The sequence below is a fragment of the Shewanella sp. 5S214 genome (assembly GCF_041439795.1).
Classification (GTDB): domain Bacteria; phylum Pseudomonadota; class Gammaproteobacteria; order Enterobacterales; family Shewanellaceae; genus Shewanella; species Shewanella vesiculosa.
Map to the genome: position 1 here is coordinate 127603 of NZ_JBGOOV010000008.1, position 16655 is coordinate 144257.

A 16655-nucleotide genomic window follows, 5' to 3' on the forward strand; every position below is an offset into this window, starting at 1 on the left:
GTATTATCCCCAGATAGCTATACTTTTCAATCAATTGGATTTTATTAAAGGTGCGAATTCGTGTATGGAGGTGACTTGTGCATAATATTGCGTTAATTGCGGCGCTAGAAGGCACCCGACATCAAGTGACAACTGATTGGTTTGCTATTATGGCAATGCTAAAAGGGCGTAACATGTCTGATGATGCGATTAAAATAGTCTACAACGATTTGTGTGCCGGTTTAAGAGTGACGACTCGTGGAGTGACTCTCGCGAAGGCAATGGACAGCGACTTGGATAAGAGCAATATATCAATCTAGCCATCCCACAATGCAATTCCCATGTACTTTGGGATTAATCGAGTGTAATAAAATTATTTTCTAGTAGCGGCTGTTATCACAAGCTGAAGTATTGGCTTTGGCTTAAGTGGATTTCATTTAATGCTCAAAGAGGATTAATCGCTAAATGAGATTTTCTGGATAATTTAAGGACAAGAGGATTGGCTGAAACAATGGATTAGTAGATAGTATAGCGATGACTGGCTTATTTTTTTTGCCAATTAATACACACCATTTTTATCAATGCTGCTGGAGAAGGATCGAGAGTTAAGCATTTGATTTTTCCTTGCTCAAAACACACTAGCTCGCCTTCGATTTCTGTCATTCGATTACAGTTTTTACAGCTTAAACTTAAGCTTTTGACATTTAGATCAACATTAAGATCTACTGCATTCTTTTTGATATTCAACATGAAATCCTTCTGTTTGATTTCGCTTTAAAATCACACTAAGACCGCTTACTGTGACAAACATCAAATTTTATTATACACCCTTTAATGATATTCGGCAAAGTAATCGCGCGTAGCGAACCCCAGTCGTTTACTGGGGTTGATGCGCTTCTCTACTGCATATGACGGTAATGATTATCAAGGGTGACTGCAACTCCAGACGATTGCACTATTCGAGCGTGATGACGGGTTAAATACCTTGGGTCCGTTACGCCACAAGAGTGGGCAATCATGGTTAAATCATAATGTAAGAAATGATTGTAGTTTGCCACTCGCACAGATTTATCTTTAGGGTCTAAGCCTTTTTGCAGACGGATATTATGGGTTGTAATACCCGTTGGGCAGGTGTCTCTGTTGCACTGTAGTGATTGAATACAACCCAAGGCAAACATATTGCCGCGAGCTGAAGCAATAAAGTCTGCGCCAGTGGCCAATGCCCAAGCTACATAAGATGGCATAATCATTTTACCCGTTGCGATGACTTTAATGCGTTGCTTAAAGCCGCGTTGATTCAATAAATCAACCAGAGACGGCAAGCTTTGCCTTAGTGGTAACCCAACGTTGTCCATCAATGCCTGTGGCGCTGCACCAGTGCCGCCATCTGAGCTGTCCAAAGTAAAAAAATCTGGGGCATATTCTATCCCACGTTGCTCAATTTCATCCAAAAATTCGGTTACCCAAGACATATCGCCTAATACAGCCTTAATGCCAGTTGGTTTACCGGTAATGTCTCTTACTTGATTTATCATATCGACAATGTCAGCAACATTATGTAATTCAATATGGCCATTAGGGCTAATTGAGTCGTGTCCTGCTGGAATACCGCGAATGGCTGCGATTTCTTTGGTCACTTTTACTGCAGGTAAAATCCCTCCTTTCCCTGGCTTAGCGCCCTGGCTCAACTTAATTTCAAACATTTTAACTTCAGGGTGGGCTGCTATATCGCTGAGTTTTTGAGGATCTAAATGGCCTTGTTCGTCTCGGACACCATATTTGGCTGTCCCGATTTGAAACACTAAGTCACAATGACCTTTAAGATGATACGGGCTTAATCCTCCCTCACCAGTATTGAGCCAGCAACCTGCTTTCGCTGCACCATGAGATAGCGCCGTTATCGCTGGTCGAGATAATGCACCAAAGCTCATTGCTGAAATATGGCAAATTTTACTGGTTGTGTAAGGATGGGTGCAATCTGGACCAATGGTTACGTCTATTGTCTTGTGAGAGTCATGATCGCTGACCGGAAAGGCTGAGTTCATGAACATCACTGAACCGGGTTTATCTAGAACTTGTGTTGATCCAAATGCAATTGTACGGTCAACATTTTTTGCTGCGCGATATACCCAATTGCGCTCGGCACGGTTAAACGGCAGTTCTTCACGATCTTGAGAAAAAAAGTATTGTCTAAAAAACTCACCCTGTTTTTCAAATATATATCGAAAGCGACCGATAACAGGGTAATTATGGCGTATGGCTTGTTTTGTTTGCCATTTATCAGCAATAAACATGTAAATGACCGCAATCAGTAATAGCCAAAATAACACTAAGAAAAGACCAGAGAAGATATCCATTCCCCACATAAACCAATGTTGTTGCGGCATATTATTGTCCTTAAATTGAATCTAGTACTGTGTGTTTATTCGCGGTAATTTAGTCGCAGTAATGATAGTAATTGAGTCTGGTTAATTAACCATATTAGCAATGCCAAATATAATCTCACTATATCGTTTATTTTTTCTGCTTGCTATCTAACTGCTTTGTTTTAAAACGAAGAAGCATTTATGGTCATTATTGCAGTGAATTAAATCGTATATTTATTTCATTATGACTTCAGGTATGCATTTTTTGGTCGATAATTAAGCTATCCGTTACTTTAAATAAGACACTATTATGGACATTAAAAGCGCAGCGCCCTCAAATGTGAAGGGACGAGAAAACAACAATACTCCAACCAGTGAAGCGAATACTTCAACTCAAAATAAAGCTAATAATACGAGTTCAGCGGTAAATTCATCAGCTAAAGTATCAGTGAGTCAACTGAGTCGTCAAATGATGAACAACAGTATTCTTGCCGCACAGGAAGAAGTGAGTATTTCTGCGGGTGACAAGTCTATGGCGTTGCTTTATCGCGCCGCAATTGAAGCCATTAACCAAGAACTTGCCCCCACGCTTGGAGACAACGCAATTCAGAAGGGCGTCGATAGCGGAGTGGATTACTCACCAGAGGCAACAGCTGATCGCATTGTGAGCTTTGCCACAAATTTTTTCTCTATTCACCAACAACAAAATAAATCTATGGGACTAGATGAGCAAGTTGATAGTTTTATGCTCAAAATTGGTGATGCCATAGATCAAGGCTTTAAAGAGGCTAGCGATATATTGTCTGGTTTAAAGGTGTTAGAAGGTGATATAGCCGCTGGTGTGGATAAAACATATGAACTGATACAGCAAGGGTTAGCGCAATTTAAGCAAGATAAGCTTGCTAAAGATGAATCACAAAGCGTGACTCAAGCGACGTAGTCTCTTATGATTAAGATTGGCTCTCAGTGAAAGGATCGTGACTATGTGGACTACGGGTAAAGTAATTGAACGCATTGATTGGAATGACAAATTATTTTCACTGCGGATCAAAGCCAATGTCGAACCTTTTATCGCTGGTCAGTTTATAAAGCTCAGCCAAATACGAGATGAAAAGCGTGTTGCTCGTGCATATTCACTGGTGAATCCCCCAGGTAAGGACTATGTCGAAGTGCTTGCTGTTGCGGTAGAGGACGGGCTGCTGTCTCCAGATCTACAAGCATTAACCCCAGGAGACTCTATTGAAGTGACGTCTAAAGCAACAGGGTTTATGACTCTAGACGAGGTGCCAAATGGTGCTTTGCAAGGTAAACATTTGTGGTTTTTTGCCACAGGCACCGCAGTCGGACCTTTTATCTCAATGCTGGCAACTGATGGGCCTTGGCAACGTTTTGAAAAGGTCGTGCTCGTTTATGGTGTTCGCCTTGGTGAAGATCTTGCTTATTTAGAGACCATCCAGCAGTTTATTGAACTGCATCCACAGCAGTTTGTATTTATTCCTATTGTGACCCGTGAAGATTATCCTAATGCTTTATCATGTCGTATTCCCGATGGTATTAGCAGCGGATTAATTGAACAGAAAGCGGGATTAGGGATAAATGCTGAGCATTCTCAAGTGATGATCTGCGGTAACCCTGGCATGATAACGGATGCTCAAATCGCTTTAGTGGAAAAAGGATTAGCAAAAAATCTTCGACGCGCTCCTGGACAAATAACAGTCGAAAAATATTGGTAATAGCATCAATCATAACCATTAATGCCTTGATGGCAGAGCCTCAACAGTGCTCACTGATTTTTGTGGTCATTGCTTCCCTCGCTTGAAAATTCACTGCCCCGAGTGAAACAGCACTTGCTCCTTTGAAGATGATCACTTACCCTATCGCAATTGATAACCATTATCAATCGCGTCGGCGATGGCGCAATATTGTTTCAATTAGGGAGCGTTGATTAATGAAATTGCTAAAAAGTGTCGCATTATTAGGTTTGGCTTGTGTGGCTTCTTCGGTCAGTGCCGCAGAGGCATTAACGGTTTATTCTTATCGCCAAGCTTTCCTGATTGAGCCCATTGTTGAAAAATTTACCCAACAAAGTGGTATCGACGTTAATGTCGTATTTGCTAAAGATGGCATTGCTGAACGGATAGCGCGTGAAGGTCGTTTATCCCCTGCTGACGTAGTGCTGACATCAGACTTTTCTCGCTTGATGGAGTTGGTGGATAAAGATCTTGTTTCACCGGTCCAAAGCAACATTATCGACCATAATATTCCGTCTCAATATCGCTCACAACAACATAATTGGTTTGCACTCACTATGCGGGTGCGTAATTTATATTCTTCTAAAGATCGTACTGGTAAAATTGATATTGATTACGAGGACTTAGCCTTAGCTGAATACAAAGGTAAAATTTGTACTCGCAGTGGTAAACACCCTTATAACGTCGCATTAGTAGCCTCAATGATCGCTCATGATGGTGAAGCGAAAACGAAAACCTGGCTACAAGGGGTCAAAGCTAATTTAGCCCGTAAGCCTCAGGGTAATGATCGTGATCAAGTACTAGCCGTTAAAGAAGGCTTGTGTGATATCGCTATCGGTAACAGCTATTACTACGGCAATATGTTAATGGATAAAAACCAGAAAAGCTGGGCACAAGCTGTCGATATTAATTTCCCTAATCAAAAGAACCGTGGTGCTCATGTCAACGTATCAGGAATGGCATTAGCCAAACATGCTCCTCATAAAGACAATGCCATTAAATTAATGGAATTCCTTACCTCAGATGTCGCGCAAAAAATGTATGCTGAAGTGAATATGGAATATCCGGTAAAGGCTGATGTGGCTCCGTCTGAATTAGTGGCCTCATGGGGTGATTTTAAGGCCGACAGCTTACCGATTTATAAGTTGGCAGAATACCACCAAGAGGCAGTTAAATTACTCGACGAAGTGAAATTCGATCTGTAATTATGGCGATCCTCAATAGACGATCAACCTCCAAGCCAAGCGCACGTAACCATTTTTAGCGCACTATTACTACGATTAATAGTATTGATAAAATGAGTTGGGTGCGCTGAGTTAACTCGGTATTATTTATGATTTTAGGCCTAACCAGAGGCTGGTCGCTTACTGGTTATTTTATCGCGGTAATATTAATATTGCCGCTGATTGCCTTAATAGTGCAATCCACTCTTCCTGACGAAGCTGTATTTAGCCATTTATTTAATACAGTGTTGCCGACATACATAGCCAATAGCTTATTACTGATGTTGTTGGTTGGACTCGGCTCGCTGCTATTAGCTATTCCTGCTGCGTGGGTAATTGCCCGCTGTGACTTTCCTTTTCGACGATACTTTCAGTGGCTATTACTGCTTCCATTAGCCATGCCAGCATATATTGTTGCTTATGTTTATACTGATATGCTCGATTATGCCGGCCCAGTGCAACGTACACTAAGGGATTGGTTTGAATGGCAATCACCCCATGATTATTATTTCCCCGCGATACGCAGCCTCGGCGGAGCGGCAATAATACTGTCGTTAGTACTATTCCCTTATATTTACTTATTAGCCCGCACCGCTTTTATGGAGCAATCATCAAGTTTATTGTATGCATCTCGGGTAATGGGGTGCAGTCCGTGGCGCAGTTTTTGGCGACTGGCATTACCCATGGCAAGGCCTGCTTTAGCTGTTGGCGTTGCCCTAGTGGCTATGGAAACCGCAGCAGACTTTGCCACTGTAAGCTATTTTGCCGTTCCTACTCTAACCACAGCCGTTTACGACACATGGCTTGGCTATGGCAGTTTAACGGCTGCCGCTAAATTATCGGCAATTATGTTGCTGGTGGTGTTCTCTATGATAGGTGTTGAACGATTTGCCCGTCGCAAACAACAATTATTTCAAAAACAATCATCCTTCAATGAAGCCGATCGATATGTGTTGTCATCAACTAAGGCATGGATTGCGCTAGGCTACTGCACTTTATTGTTATTTCTTGCCTTCTTGCTGCCTTTTACCGTGTTATGTGTTTATGCCATTGATTATTTTAACGAGAGTTGGGATACACGTTTTTGGCAATATAGCCTTAACAGCTTATACATTGCCGCTATCGTGAGTGCCGTGTGTATGCTGTTATCACTGATATTGATGTTTGTCCGTCGAGTCAGTCCGCGTAAAAGTGATTATCTTCCTTCTAGACTCAGTTCTACTGGTTATGCATTGCCGGGCACAGTCCTAGCAATTGGTGTTTTGGTTCCACTGACATTTATTGATTTTGCGATTAACGATGTTTACGATTGGCTGGGTGAACGTGGACCGGGATTGTTATTGACCGGCAGCGTGTTCGCTCTGATTTTTGCTTTTTGTGTACGTTTTATTGCCATATCTATCGGTAGCTTAGAGAACAGTTATAAGCGCATTTCGCCTTCTTTGGACATGGCATGTATTACCTTGGGGCAAACCCCATTGCAACTGCTTTGGCGGGTTCATTTACCGTTATTGCGTAAAGGGATTTTTGCCGGGGCATTGTTGGTGTTTATTGAAAGTATGAAAGAGTTGCCCGCAGCATTATTATTACGCCCCATCGGATTTGAAAACTTAGCCACTTATGTGTTTCAGTTTGTCTCAGATGAAAAGCTTGAACACGGTGCATTAGCCGCGATTGTTATTGTGTTAGTCGGGCTTGTTCCATTGATTTATCTTAATCGCTCCTTGGAGCAACAAGGCTAATTATGTCAACCTTAACCATTGAAAATATCTGTAGTGATTATCAAGGTCAAGTGATTTTGCGTCATTTAGATCTTACCTTGCAGCAAGGCGAAATTGTCGCATTATTAGGCCCCAGTGGTTGTGGCAAAACCACACTGCTGCGCGTGATTGCAGGTTTGCAAACCATTAGCCAAGGCAGTATCAGTATTAGTGGCCAGGTAATGAGCAGTGATGACGTGTTTGTTGCCAGTGAGCAACGTGGTGTCGGGATGATTTTTCAGGACTATGCTTTATTTCCACATTTAACCGTGGCGGATAATATTTTATTTGGCGTTAAAAATCTTAATGCAAAGGAGCGCCTTACTCGGTTGGATGAGATGCTTGAGCTGGTTAAATTAACTGGCTTGTCATCTCGTTATCCTCATGAATTATCTGGCGGACAGCAGCAGCGAGTTTCAATTGCGCGAGCCTTAGCATATCAACCTGAATTATTATTACTTGATGAACCTTTTTCCAATATTGATGCGCAAGTACGTAACGAGATGATGCTGGAAATTCGTGCCATATTAAAAAAGCGAAATGTGAGTGCGGTGTTTGTGACACACAGTAAAGATGAGGCATTTGTCTTTGCAGATAAGCTGGCATTATTTAAAGATGGCGCCATTATTCAACATGGTAAAGCGGAAACCTTATACCGTTCGCCAAAAGAGCGCTACGTGGCTGATTTCCTCGGCGCGGGTAATTATTTACCTGTTACTGTAACCACGAGTTATCAAGTTGATTATGCTCTTGGAAATCTTAATAGTACTGAAAAATTACCTTGGCCGATTGGAAGCCAAGGGCAAGTATTATTACGACCGCAGCAAATTGAAGTTCATCCTAATACCAATGGTCGTGGCTGTATTGTTGAAAGGCATTTTTTGGGTACTGTATGCCATTATCAAGTGAAAGTTGGCGCTGATATCTTGGATGTAAGTAGTCAATCAACGACACTAATACCTGGCCAACGAGTTGATATTCACATTGCGCCACATCCGCTAGTCATTTTTAATTAACGATTGCTATGGTCATCTTAATATGGAGCATAATTGTTAACATCAGACTTGAATCATAACCTGTTATAAAACCGTTTACTGTCTAGCCCACTGTGCTGCTTTAATTTAAAATAGACCATTACTTGCAGCATGCAGTCATAAAAGTGTGGGTCTGTTAATCAAATAAATGACAAGTTTGAGAGTCAATAAGCTCAATATTATGATTTCGGCTAACGAAGAATATCCTATAACTTGAGTTGAGTGAGCCATCTATTAAAACAGCTGTTCAATCTTTTACTTGAGAGAATATGAGTGCAATAGGTGATACAAATCAGCTAAATGTGAGTACACTTCAAGTAATTTATATTTGATTAAGATAAGCTCATTGTTAGTTAATCATTAGCTAAACTAAGACGATATGTGAATCGCTCTCTAATGAGTTCAATGCGTTAAATTATCATCATTTAGGCCGACATTTAGTATTAAGGTGGATCAAGTTAATATGGATAACCAAGCTATGCCTCGTGAACAGTTAGGGATTTGCGCAGAAGGTAATTTACACAGTGTGTACCTGATGTTTAATGCCAATGATGGTGTTGAAGATCAGTTACGTCCATCTATTGCTAATGTGGCGCAATACATCTATGAGCTCACAGATCAATATGCAGACAGTGCTTTTAATGGCTTTGTCGGTATTGGTGCTAATTTTTGGGATACCTTTTATCCTGATGCGCGCCCAGCATTATTAAAACCTTTTCCTGCTATGAATGAAGGTATTCGTGATGCACCTGCAATGGAATATGATCTGTTTATTCATATTCGTTGTGACCGTTACGATATTTTACATCTTGTCGCAAATGAGATTAATCAAATGTTTGAAGATTTGGTTGAGCTAGTTGATGAAGAGCGTGGTTTCCGTTTTATGGACAGCCGTGATTTAACCGGTTTTGTTGATGGTACCGAAAACCCTAAGGGGCGCCATCGTCAAGAGGTTGCATTGGTTGGTAATGAAGATAAAGCGTTTGCCTCTGGTAGTTATGTTCATGTACAAAAATACATGCATAACTTAAGTAAATGGCATCGTTTACCACTGAAAAAACAAGAAGATATTTTTGGTCGAACTAAAGTTGATGATATTGAATATGAGTCAGAAGATAAGCCACTAACCAGCCATACCAAGCGAGTTAATTTAAAAGATGCGCAAGGTAATTCATTAGAAATCCTGCGTCAAAGCATGCCTTATGGTTCGATTCGAGAGCAAGGGCTGATTTTTATTTCTGTGTGCCGCACTCCAGAACATTTTGAACAAATGCTTCGCAGTATGGTGCACGGTGATGGCCATGGAAATCATGATCATTTAATGTTGTTTACCAAAGCGTTGACCGGATCATCATTCTTTGTGCCATCATTAGATTTTTTAACTCAATTCGATGATGCGTAACCACCCGCGTTAAGCAAAAAAAAAGCAATGCCATGGCATTGCTTTTTTTATAGTGATATTTTATTCACTATAATTGAATAAAGATCTAACGGTCTCTAAGGTATCATCAATAGTTTTTATACTTGCAGGGCAAATGAAAATCGTATCATCGCCAGCAATGGTACCTAATATCCCTTCAGGTTTACCTATTGAATCCAGCAAACGAGCAATTAATTGTGCTGCACCTGGACTGGTTCTTACCACTATCATGGCTTGGTTATGATCAACATCTAGCACTAAATTCTTAACTGGGCTACCCGCAGTTGGAACGCCTAGCTCTGCAGGCAGGCAATAGACCATTTCTTGCTTGGCGTTACGAGTACGAACAGCACCAAATTTGCTGAGCATACGCGATACTTTAGATTGATTAATATTACCGAATCCTTCGGTTTGAAGCGCATTAACAATCTCGCTCTGGCTTCCAAAACGTTCTTCTTTGAGAATCGATTTAAAAGTTCGTACGAGCTCATCCTGATTTCTTGTCGCTGGCATAATGATATTTCATCTTATATTTGTTATTCAAAAATCTAGCACATTTTGAATAGATTGACTTATTAAGTCAAGAAAAAATCAAATTTATTGAATAAAAATTCATTTTGTCGTGGAACTTTAAGCTGACACTTGTGTTAGTTCTGTGACTCATTTAAGCAATAAATGATTAAGATAATGGCGATGATTGTCTTGTCAGTACCAATAGGGTATCACCCTTTTCTGACAATAGATTAAGTTTTCCTTTTGAGAAATCAACTTGTTGTACTAATGAGATAGCTTGCATCAACTCAGCTTCTTGGCTCATAAAGCTGTCAACGCAGGCTTTCATGGTAGTGCCTGCTGGTGCCAGCTGTAAAAAGTTACCTTGCTGGGCATAACTGCCAAAAAATTGATTACAACTGTTGTTACCTGTTAACTCGCCATCTGCGGCAAAAACTAACGTTGCAGGACTATTATTAATGGTTGGAGTGTCGAGGACGGTGTCGACATGCCAAGTACCAATTAATTGTTCATTTGAGACAGTGGCCGATGGACTTTGGCAAGCACTAAGGCCTATAACTATAACTGCGGCGCCGAGAATATGCTTTATCATGCTGAGAGGGTTCCAAATACGAAAAAATTGGCGCTATTCTACTACTTGAGCATTAATAAAAGAGTAAATAATTGTCAGTTTTTGGATTAATGAACATTATTTAACGAACTAAAGAGAATCAAATGATTAAATTAGTCAAAGTGTTGCATATCATCGGCTTAATTATGTTGCTGGTGGGCGTAGGCTTATATTGGCAAAGCGATATAGGTCAGCAAGTCAGTGGTATGTTGGTGATTGCATTGCTCATTGGCGTAGGAACATTAATTATGTCTCCGCTGCCTGTTGCGCTAGTGATAGAATGGGCTAAGAAGCAACCTCCCCATTCAGATCCAAAGGAATAATCATTGTCATTTATTATCCGTAAGGCGTTATTCACCGATGTTACTGCTATTGTGCAGTTAGAGCGTGCTCATGTAGATGATGAGTTGTCTGGTTCAGATAACCAATTACATGCTCATTCATTTACTAAAAGTGAGGTGGGTCAGCTAATTAATCAACATTGGTTTATGGTGGCAGAAGAGCAAGGGCAAATTATTGGTTATGTGATGGCAGCGAGATGGTCATTTTTTTCTGCGCAACCATTGTATCGCCATATTATTCAAAAGATTAAGTTCGCCGAGTTGGCTGGGCAAGCTTTATCGACGACCAATTCGTGTCAATATGGGCCGGTTTGGATCCAAGAGTCAAAACGTGGCCAAGGCGTGTTTGCGGCGTTAGTGAGTGAGTTAAAAAAACAAGTAAACACTAGCTTTCCATTTATGGTGACCTATGTTGCTGCAGACAATGCTCGCTCTTTAGCGGCACATCAACAAAAAGCTGCGATGACACAGATTGAACAATTTCGTTTTGAACAACGTGATTATTGTTTATTGGCCACCTCTACAGCCAATGTCATCAGCTAACTATGTCTTGGTGCGTGAATAAAGTGGTTATTAATTAGGAATATAATGAGTACTGACTTTGAAACCCTTTTTTCACCTTACCTTGGTTTAAGATTATCAGCATTTGACAACATGAAGCTGATTGCCGCGGTATTGGCTGAGGCAAATGAATCATATGATTGTATTGAAGCAAGTGTGCACTGTAAGGATAATCTACAAGTGCAGCAATCAGGATATTTTGTGCGCTGGCATGATAGATGGGTATTTTGTGGGGTAACCAATGACTATCATGCTGCGATAGCCTTATTTACTCAAATTGAGCAGATCAATATGGCATCAATTAGTGTCAAAGATGTGCCAATAATGAGTATGCAGCAAGTGTCATTTATGTGCATTGAAAGTGCGCATTTCGATCATTGTTAACCTATTTTATTGTACTATCTTCATTTATGTTTACGCATTAGGATGATTTAGCTAAATCATTGATGTGCATTATTGCTCAGGGTTATTTAACTGCATCAGTACCAGTGGTCGTTCTTCAGAGTGGTAACGATAGTATAATTGGGTTATTTCTGCTGGTAACTGCGATATTTGCCGCGGTTCTATCGCCACAAAGTGCTGCTGTTGATATAAGCCTATTAACCATGGGTGAGCAAATAAGAAGCAATGTTTAGTCTTTAATCTAGGTGCAATAAACTGTAATAAGTGGCTTGCATGGTGTTGGCCACGATAGTCGGGGTGAACTAACAACCCATTTACCAGTTGATAGTGGCCTATCGGTTTGACTCTTATAGCGGCAATAATATTTCGCGGTCTGAATGTCGCTCTATTAACGTCATCACTCCTGTCTTGATTATCAGTAGCGCTTGAGTTTAGGTGATTAATAACTGCTATGGCTTCTTTTTGAGCTAATCGCGCATAAGGCATATGCTGACGATAGAATAATTTAATGGCTGACCATTCTTTTATTGCACAGAGCTTTATCGCTGAGAGTTTGCTTTCAGCAAGTTCAATCGCGTTGCCTTCTAAAGCGGTAGGATGACTCGCAATCGACTTATTCGCAATCGAATCACCTTCAATGGGTGCCGCCCCCATGGATGGCGGTGCAACAGCTTGCTTTGCTATTATATTTTTTTCTAGCCAAGTGGCTTGATACATAATGAGACCCAGTGTCGAGATTAAATCATTACCTTATTACATCTGCTAGTGCAAATTGGATAGCGCTAATAACATAAAACCGCCAAATGGCGGTTTTATGTTTGATATCGTTTTAGCTTAGCCAACAAGCGTTAAGGCTATATCGATACCTAGCTTATTATAGTCCGGCATCAGCACGGAGAATCTCAGCTTTATCTGTCGCTTCCCAAGGGAATATATCGCGACCAAAATGGCCATAAGCTGCAGTTTGTTGATAGATAGGACGCGCCAAATCTAGCATTGCGGTTAAACCATAAGGACGCAGCTCAAAGTGCTGACGGATCAATTTGATCAATACTTCTTCAGACACTTTGCCAGTACCGAATGTTTCGATACTGATAGATGTTGGCTCTGCAACACCAATAGCATAAGACACTTGTAGCTCACAGCGATCAGCAAGACCTGCAGCAACAATATTCTTAGCCACATAACGTGCAGCATAAGCTGCGCTACGGTCTACTTTCGATGGGTCTTTACCTGAGAATGCACCGCCACCATGGCGCGCCATTCCGCCGTAAGTATCAACGATAATCTTACGTCCTGTTAAACCACAATCACCAACAGGTCCACCAATAACAAAGCGACCAGTAGGGTTGATAAAGTATTTAGTGTCTTTGTTTAACCATTGTGCAGGTAATACAGGCTTGATGATGGTTTCCATTACGGCTTCAATCAAATCTGCTTGTGTTACGTCTTCACGATGTTGAGTTGACAATACAATCGCATCGATACCGATGATTTTGCCATCGTCATATGCAAAGGTTACTTGGCTTTTTGCATCTGGACGCAACCAAGGTAAAGTGCCGTCTTTACGCACTTCTGACTGACGCTTAACTAGCTTATGAGCGTAAGTGATAGGTGCAGGCATTAATACGTCGGTTTCATTGCTGGCATAGCCAAACATTAAGCCCTGATCGCCAGCGCCTTGTTCAGCAGGATCTGAGCGGTCAACGCCTTGATTGATGTCTGGTGACTGTTTGCCAATGGCATTAAGTACCGCACATGAATCAGCATCAAAACCCATATCTGAATTGGTGTAACCGATTTCGCGGACGGTTTTACGGGTAATTTCTTCAATGTCTACCCAAGCAGAAGTGGTGACTTCACCGCCCACTAATACCATACCGGTTTTAACATACGTTTCGCACGCAACACGAGCCTTTGGATCTTGCTCAAGTATTGCGTCTAATACCGCATCAGAAATCTGATCGGCGATTTTATCTGGATGACCTTCTGAGACCGACTCAGAGGTAAACAAGTGCTTTGCCATAATAGGAAAATCTCGTTGGTTGCATTTGAATATACGTCTAGACGTCTATTTTAGTCGAAATCTAATTTGATAACACCCCTTAATACGAATTTAAGCAGATAATTGTGCAGTAGTGCATGAATATTTTTTACTCTCTATGAGTGTGTTTAGCTAATGGGTTAATTAAACTTATGATTAAATTAAGTTTTAATCATTTTTGTTGGTCTGCTTTAAACACTTTGGTGCCATTAATTGAACAATATTGAGGATGATTATGAGGTGTTGTGTGTTGAGACAAGTTGAGGTTTTATTTACACAGCGCTGTTTTCTAAGCTGACTGTCAATAAATAATTACTCAGTGTGTAACTGTTCATTACGGGGCTTTTGCATGTTATCTACCCAATAAACATCAGCGGTAAGACGACCTTAATAGGTAAAAGTGAGCTTATTACTGACTAAAAATGTAATGAGAGAAATTTTAATTTGCGTCACATCGCCTTGTAGGGGAAAATATGGCTTCACAATTGCCCGCTAGACCTTACAAACAAGCAGGAGAGAGCATGTCATCTCGTAAAGTACTCGCTAACGCTATTCGCGCCTTAAGTATGGATGCGGTTCAAAAAGCCAATTCTGGTCATCCAGGTGCCCCAATGGGTATGGCTGATATCGCCGAAGTGCTATGGAATGATTTTCTAAAGCACAATCCAACTAATCCTAACTGGGTCGATCGCGATCGTTTTGTTCTGTCAAACGGTCATGGCTCTATGCTTATCTACTCTTTATTGCATTTATCAGGCTATGAGTTGCCGATTGAAGAGTTAAAGCAATTCCGTAAATTACATTCAAAAACACCTGGTCATCCTGAGTATGGTTATACTCCAGGTGTTGAAACCACCACCGGTCCTTTAGGCGCAGGTTTGAGCAATGCTGTTGGTATGGCGATTGCCGAAAAAACCTTAGCGGCTCAGTTTAACCGTCCAGGTCACGATATTGTTGATCATTTTACCTACTGTTTCTTAGGTGATGGCTGTTTAATGGAAGGTATTTCTCACGAAGCCAGTTCATTAGCCGGCACATTAGGCCTAGGTAAGTTAGTGGCATTTTGGGATGACAACGGTATTTCTATCGATGGTCATGTTGAAGGTTGGTTCACTGATGATACGCCTAAGCGCTTTGAAGCTTATGGCTGGCATGTTATTGCTGATGTTGATGGTCATAATCCTGATGCCATCCGTGCAGCAATTGAACAAGCTAAATCTGTCACCGATAAGCCATCGATGATTTGCTGTAAAACCATTATTGGTTTTGGTTCTCCGAACAAATCGGGCAGCCATGATTGTCATGGTGCACCATTAGGTGATGCTGAAATTGCAGCCGCTCGTGAGTTCTTAAACTGGCCACACGCTCCTTTTGAAATCCCATCTGATGTTTATGCTGGTTGGGATGCGAAACATAAAGGTGAGGCGAATGAGTCATTATGGAATGACAAGTTTGCTGCATATCAAGCTGCGTTCCCAGAACTTGCTGCAGAATATGATCGCCGTGTTTTAAAGGGTGATTTACCTGCTGATTTTGAAGCAAAAGCACAAGCCTTTATCCAAGAAAGCCAAGATAAAGCCGAAGGTATTGCGAGCCGTAAAGCGTCTCAAAATGCGATTGGTTTCTTTGGTGCTATGTTGCCAGAATTACTTGGCGGTAGCGCAGACTTAGCTGGTTCTAACTTAACGCTGTGGTCTGGCTCAAAAGGTATTCAAGACGATCCTGCCGGTAACTACATCTATTACGGTGTACGTGAATTCGGTATGAGCGGTATTATGAACGGTGCTTCGTTGCATGGTGGTTTTATTAACTATGGCGCTACCTTCATGATGTTTATGGAATACGCGCGTAACGCAGTACGTATGTCAGCATTAATGGGTATTCAAAACATTTTCGTTTATACCCATGACTCTATTGGTCAAGGCGAAGATGGTCCAACGCATCAGCCTATTGAGCAATTAGCTAACTTACGTTTAACGCCAAATATGGCAGTATGGCGTCCATGTGATGCAGCAGAAACGGCTGTTTCATGGAAGGCGGCAATTGAGCGCCGTAATGCACCAACATCATTAGTTTTCAGTCGTCAGGGTCTTAAGGCTCAAGCGCGTACTGCGGAGCAATTAGCTAACGTTGCTAAAGGCGGTTATGTACTGTCTGATTGTCAAGGCACTGCTGATGTGATCTTAATTGCAACCGGTAGCGAAGTGCAATTAGCCATGGATTCAGCCGCTGAGTTAAGCAAACTCGGCCAGAAAGTGCGCGTGGTTTCTATGCCTTCTACGACTGAGTTTGATAAGCAAGATGCTGCTTACAAAGAATCTGTATTACCAAAAGGTGTCACTAAGCGTGTTGCTATTGAAGCTGCGCATACTGATTTCTGGTACAAATACATTGGTTTTGAGGGCGGTGTTGTTGGCATGACGACCTTCGGTGAGTCTGCTCCTGGTGGTGATTTACTTAAGCATTTCGGCTTCACTGTTGATAATGTAGTAAAAACTGTCCAATCTTTAGGATAATCATCTGAGATTAAACACTTATCTATTAAGTGTATAATCTGTATAATAACGGCTTGCAATATGATTGCAGGCCGTTTTTTTATGTCTTTTATTCACGTAAAATAATATATGCTAAATCACTTATATTTCAGTATG

At 41.2% G+C, this 16655-nt stretch carries 17 protein-coding genes; 11 read left to right on the forward strand and 6 right to left on the reverse strand.

The features are described 5' to 3' along the window. Nucleotides 1-77: 77 nt before the first annotated feature. A complete protein-coding gene (locus ACED29_RS07610) occupies nucleotides 78-299 on the forward strand; it encodes a hypothetical protein (protein WP_124018053.1) in 222 nt (73 codons plus the stop codon). Nucleotides 300-522: 223 nt separating this feature from the next. Here ACED29_RS07610 and ACED29_RS07615 read toward each other — a convergent pair whose 3' ends face one another. Together ACED29_RS07615 and ACED29_RS07620 are read right to left on the reverse strand one after the other, a co-directional pair. Continuing rightward, nucleotides 523-729, reverse strand: a complete 207-nt coding sequence (locus ACED29_RS07615; RefSeq protein ID WP_235781755.1) for a hypothetical protein — start codon at nucleotides 727-729, stop codon at nucleotides 523-525. A 149-nt stretch (nucleotides 730-878) separates the two neighbouring features. Then, entirely contained in the window at nucleotides 879-2366 is a 1488-nt protein-coding gene (locus ACED29_RS07620; protein ID WP_371697390.1) for an FMN-binding glutamate synthase family protein, read from the reverse strand. Between the two features lie 289 nt (nucleotides 2367-2655). Here ACED29_RS07620 and ACED29_RS07625 point away from each other — a divergent pair, with 289 nt between their 5' ends. The 6 genes from ACED29_RS07625 (at nucleotide 2656) to ACED29_RS07650 (ending at nucleotide 9515) form a co-directional block, all read left to right on the forward strand. Further along, on the forward strand, nucleotides 2656-3285 hold the full coding sequence (locus ACED29_RS07625) for a DUF5610 domain-containing protein (RefSeq protein WP_182696663.1): 630 nt from the start codon (nucleotides 2656-2658) through the stop codon (nucleotides 3283-3285). Nucleotides 3286-3328: 43 nt separating this feature from the next. Then, nucleotides 3329-4078 (forward strand): ferredoxin--NADP reductase, encoded by a 750-nt coding sequence (locus ACED29_RS07630; RefSeq protein WP_371697391.1) that lies wholly within the window; start codon nucleotides 3329-3331, stop codon nucleotides 4076-4078. Between the two features lie 215 nt (nucleotides 4079-4293). Beyond that, nucleotides 4294-5301 (forward strand): Fe(3+) ABC transporter substrate-binding protein, encoded by a 1008-nt coding sequence (locus tag ACED29_RS07635; protein ID WP_371697392.1) that lies wholly within the window; start codon nucleotides 4294-4296, stop codon nucleotides 5299-5301. A 128-nt stretch (nucleotides 5302-5429) separates the two neighbouring features. Continuing rightward, entirely contained in the window at nucleotides 5430-7061 is a 1632-nt protein-coding gene (locus ACED29_RS07640) for an iron ABC transporter permease (RefSeq protein ID WP_182696661.1), read from the forward strand. Nucleotides 7062-7063: 2 nt separating this feature from the next. Then, nucleotides 7064-8095: an ABC transporter ATP-binding protein gene (locus ACED29_RS07645; RefSeq protein ID WP_182722315.1), complete on the forward strand. Its 1032-nt coding sequence runs from the start codon at nucleotides 7064-7066 to the stop codon at nucleotides 8093-8095. A gap of 481 nt (nucleotides 8096-8576) precedes the next feature. Next, entirely contained in the window at nucleotides 8577-9515 is a 939-nt protein-coding gene (locus ACED29_RS07650) for a Dyp-type peroxidase (protein WP_124018046.1), read from the forward strand. 60 nt (nucleotides 9516-9575) lie between these two features. On the opposite strand, the gene argR is transcribed toward ACED29_RS07650, so the two are convergent. Together argR and ACED29_RS07660 are read right to left on the reverse strand one after the other, a co-directional pair. Next, entirely contained in the window at nucleotides 9576-10046 is a 471-nt protein-coding gene (gene argR / locus ACED29_RS07655) for a transcriptional regulator ArgR (RefSeq protein WP_124018045.1), read from the reverse strand. 166 nt (nucleotides 10047-10212) lie between these two features. Then, nucleotides 10213-10638 (reverse strand): META domain-containing protein, encoded by a 426-nt coding sequence (locus tag ACED29_RS07660; protein WP_124018044.1) that lies wholly within the window; start codon nucleotides 10636-10638, stop codon nucleotides 10213-10215. Nucleotides 10639-10760: 122 nt separating this feature from the next. Here ACED29_RS07660 and ACED29_RS07665 point away from each other — a divergent pair, with 122 nt between their 5' ends. The 3 genes from ACED29_RS07665 to ACED29_RS07675 are packed head-to-tail and all read left to right on the forward strand — an operon-like array spanning nucleotide 10761 to nucleotide 11942. Then, the gene (locus tag ACED29_RS07665) at nucleotides 10761-10979 is read left to right on the forward strand and encodes a hypothetical protein (protein WP_124018043.1); all 219 of its coding nucleotides are present in this window, start codon (nucleotides 10761-10763) and stop codon (nucleotides 10977-10979) included. 3 nt (nucleotides 10980-10982) lie between these two features. Beyond that, nucleotides 10983-11540 (forward strand): N-acetyltransferase family protein, encoded by a 558-nt coding sequence (locus ACED29_RS07670; protein WP_371697393.1) that lies wholly within the window; start codon nucleotides 10983-10985, stop codon nucleotides 11538-11540. A gap of 45 nt (nucleotides 11541-11585) precedes the next feature. Beyond that, on the forward strand, nucleotides 11586-11942 hold the full coding sequence (locus ACED29_RS07675; RefSeq protein ID WP_182696659.1) for a hypothetical protein: 357 nt from the start codon (nucleotides 11586-11588) through the stop codon (nucleotides 11940-11942). Between the two features lie 69 nt (nucleotides 11943-12011). Here the strand turns inward: ACED29_RS07675 and ACED29_RS07680 are convergent, their stop codons facing one another. Continuing rightward, on the reverse strand, nucleotides 12012-12677 hold the full coding sequence (locus ACED29_RS07680; RefSeq protein ID WP_371697394.1) for a GNAT family N-acetyltransferase: 666 nt from the start codon (nucleotides 12675-12677) through the stop codon (nucleotides 12012-12014). 157 nt (nucleotides 12678-12834) lie between these two features. Beyond that, nucleotides 12835-13986 carry a methionine adenosyltransferase gene (gene metK, locus ACED29_RS07685; RefSeq protein WP_124018039.1) on the reverse strand — a complete coding sequence of 384 codons (1152 nt, stop codon included), beginning with the start codon at nucleotides 13984-13986 and terminating at the stop codon, nucleotides 12835-12837. A 539-nt stretch (nucleotides 13987-14525) separates the two neighbouring features. Between metK and tkt the strand changes: the two genes are divergently transcribed. Continuing rightward, complete coding sequence (gene tkt / locus ACED29_RS07690; RefSeq protein ID WP_371697395.1) at nucleotides 14526-16520, forward strand: transketolase; 1995 nt, start codon at nucleotides 14526-14528, stop codon at nucleotides 16518-16520. The last annotated feature ends 135 nt before the right edge of the window (nucleotides 16521-16655 follow it).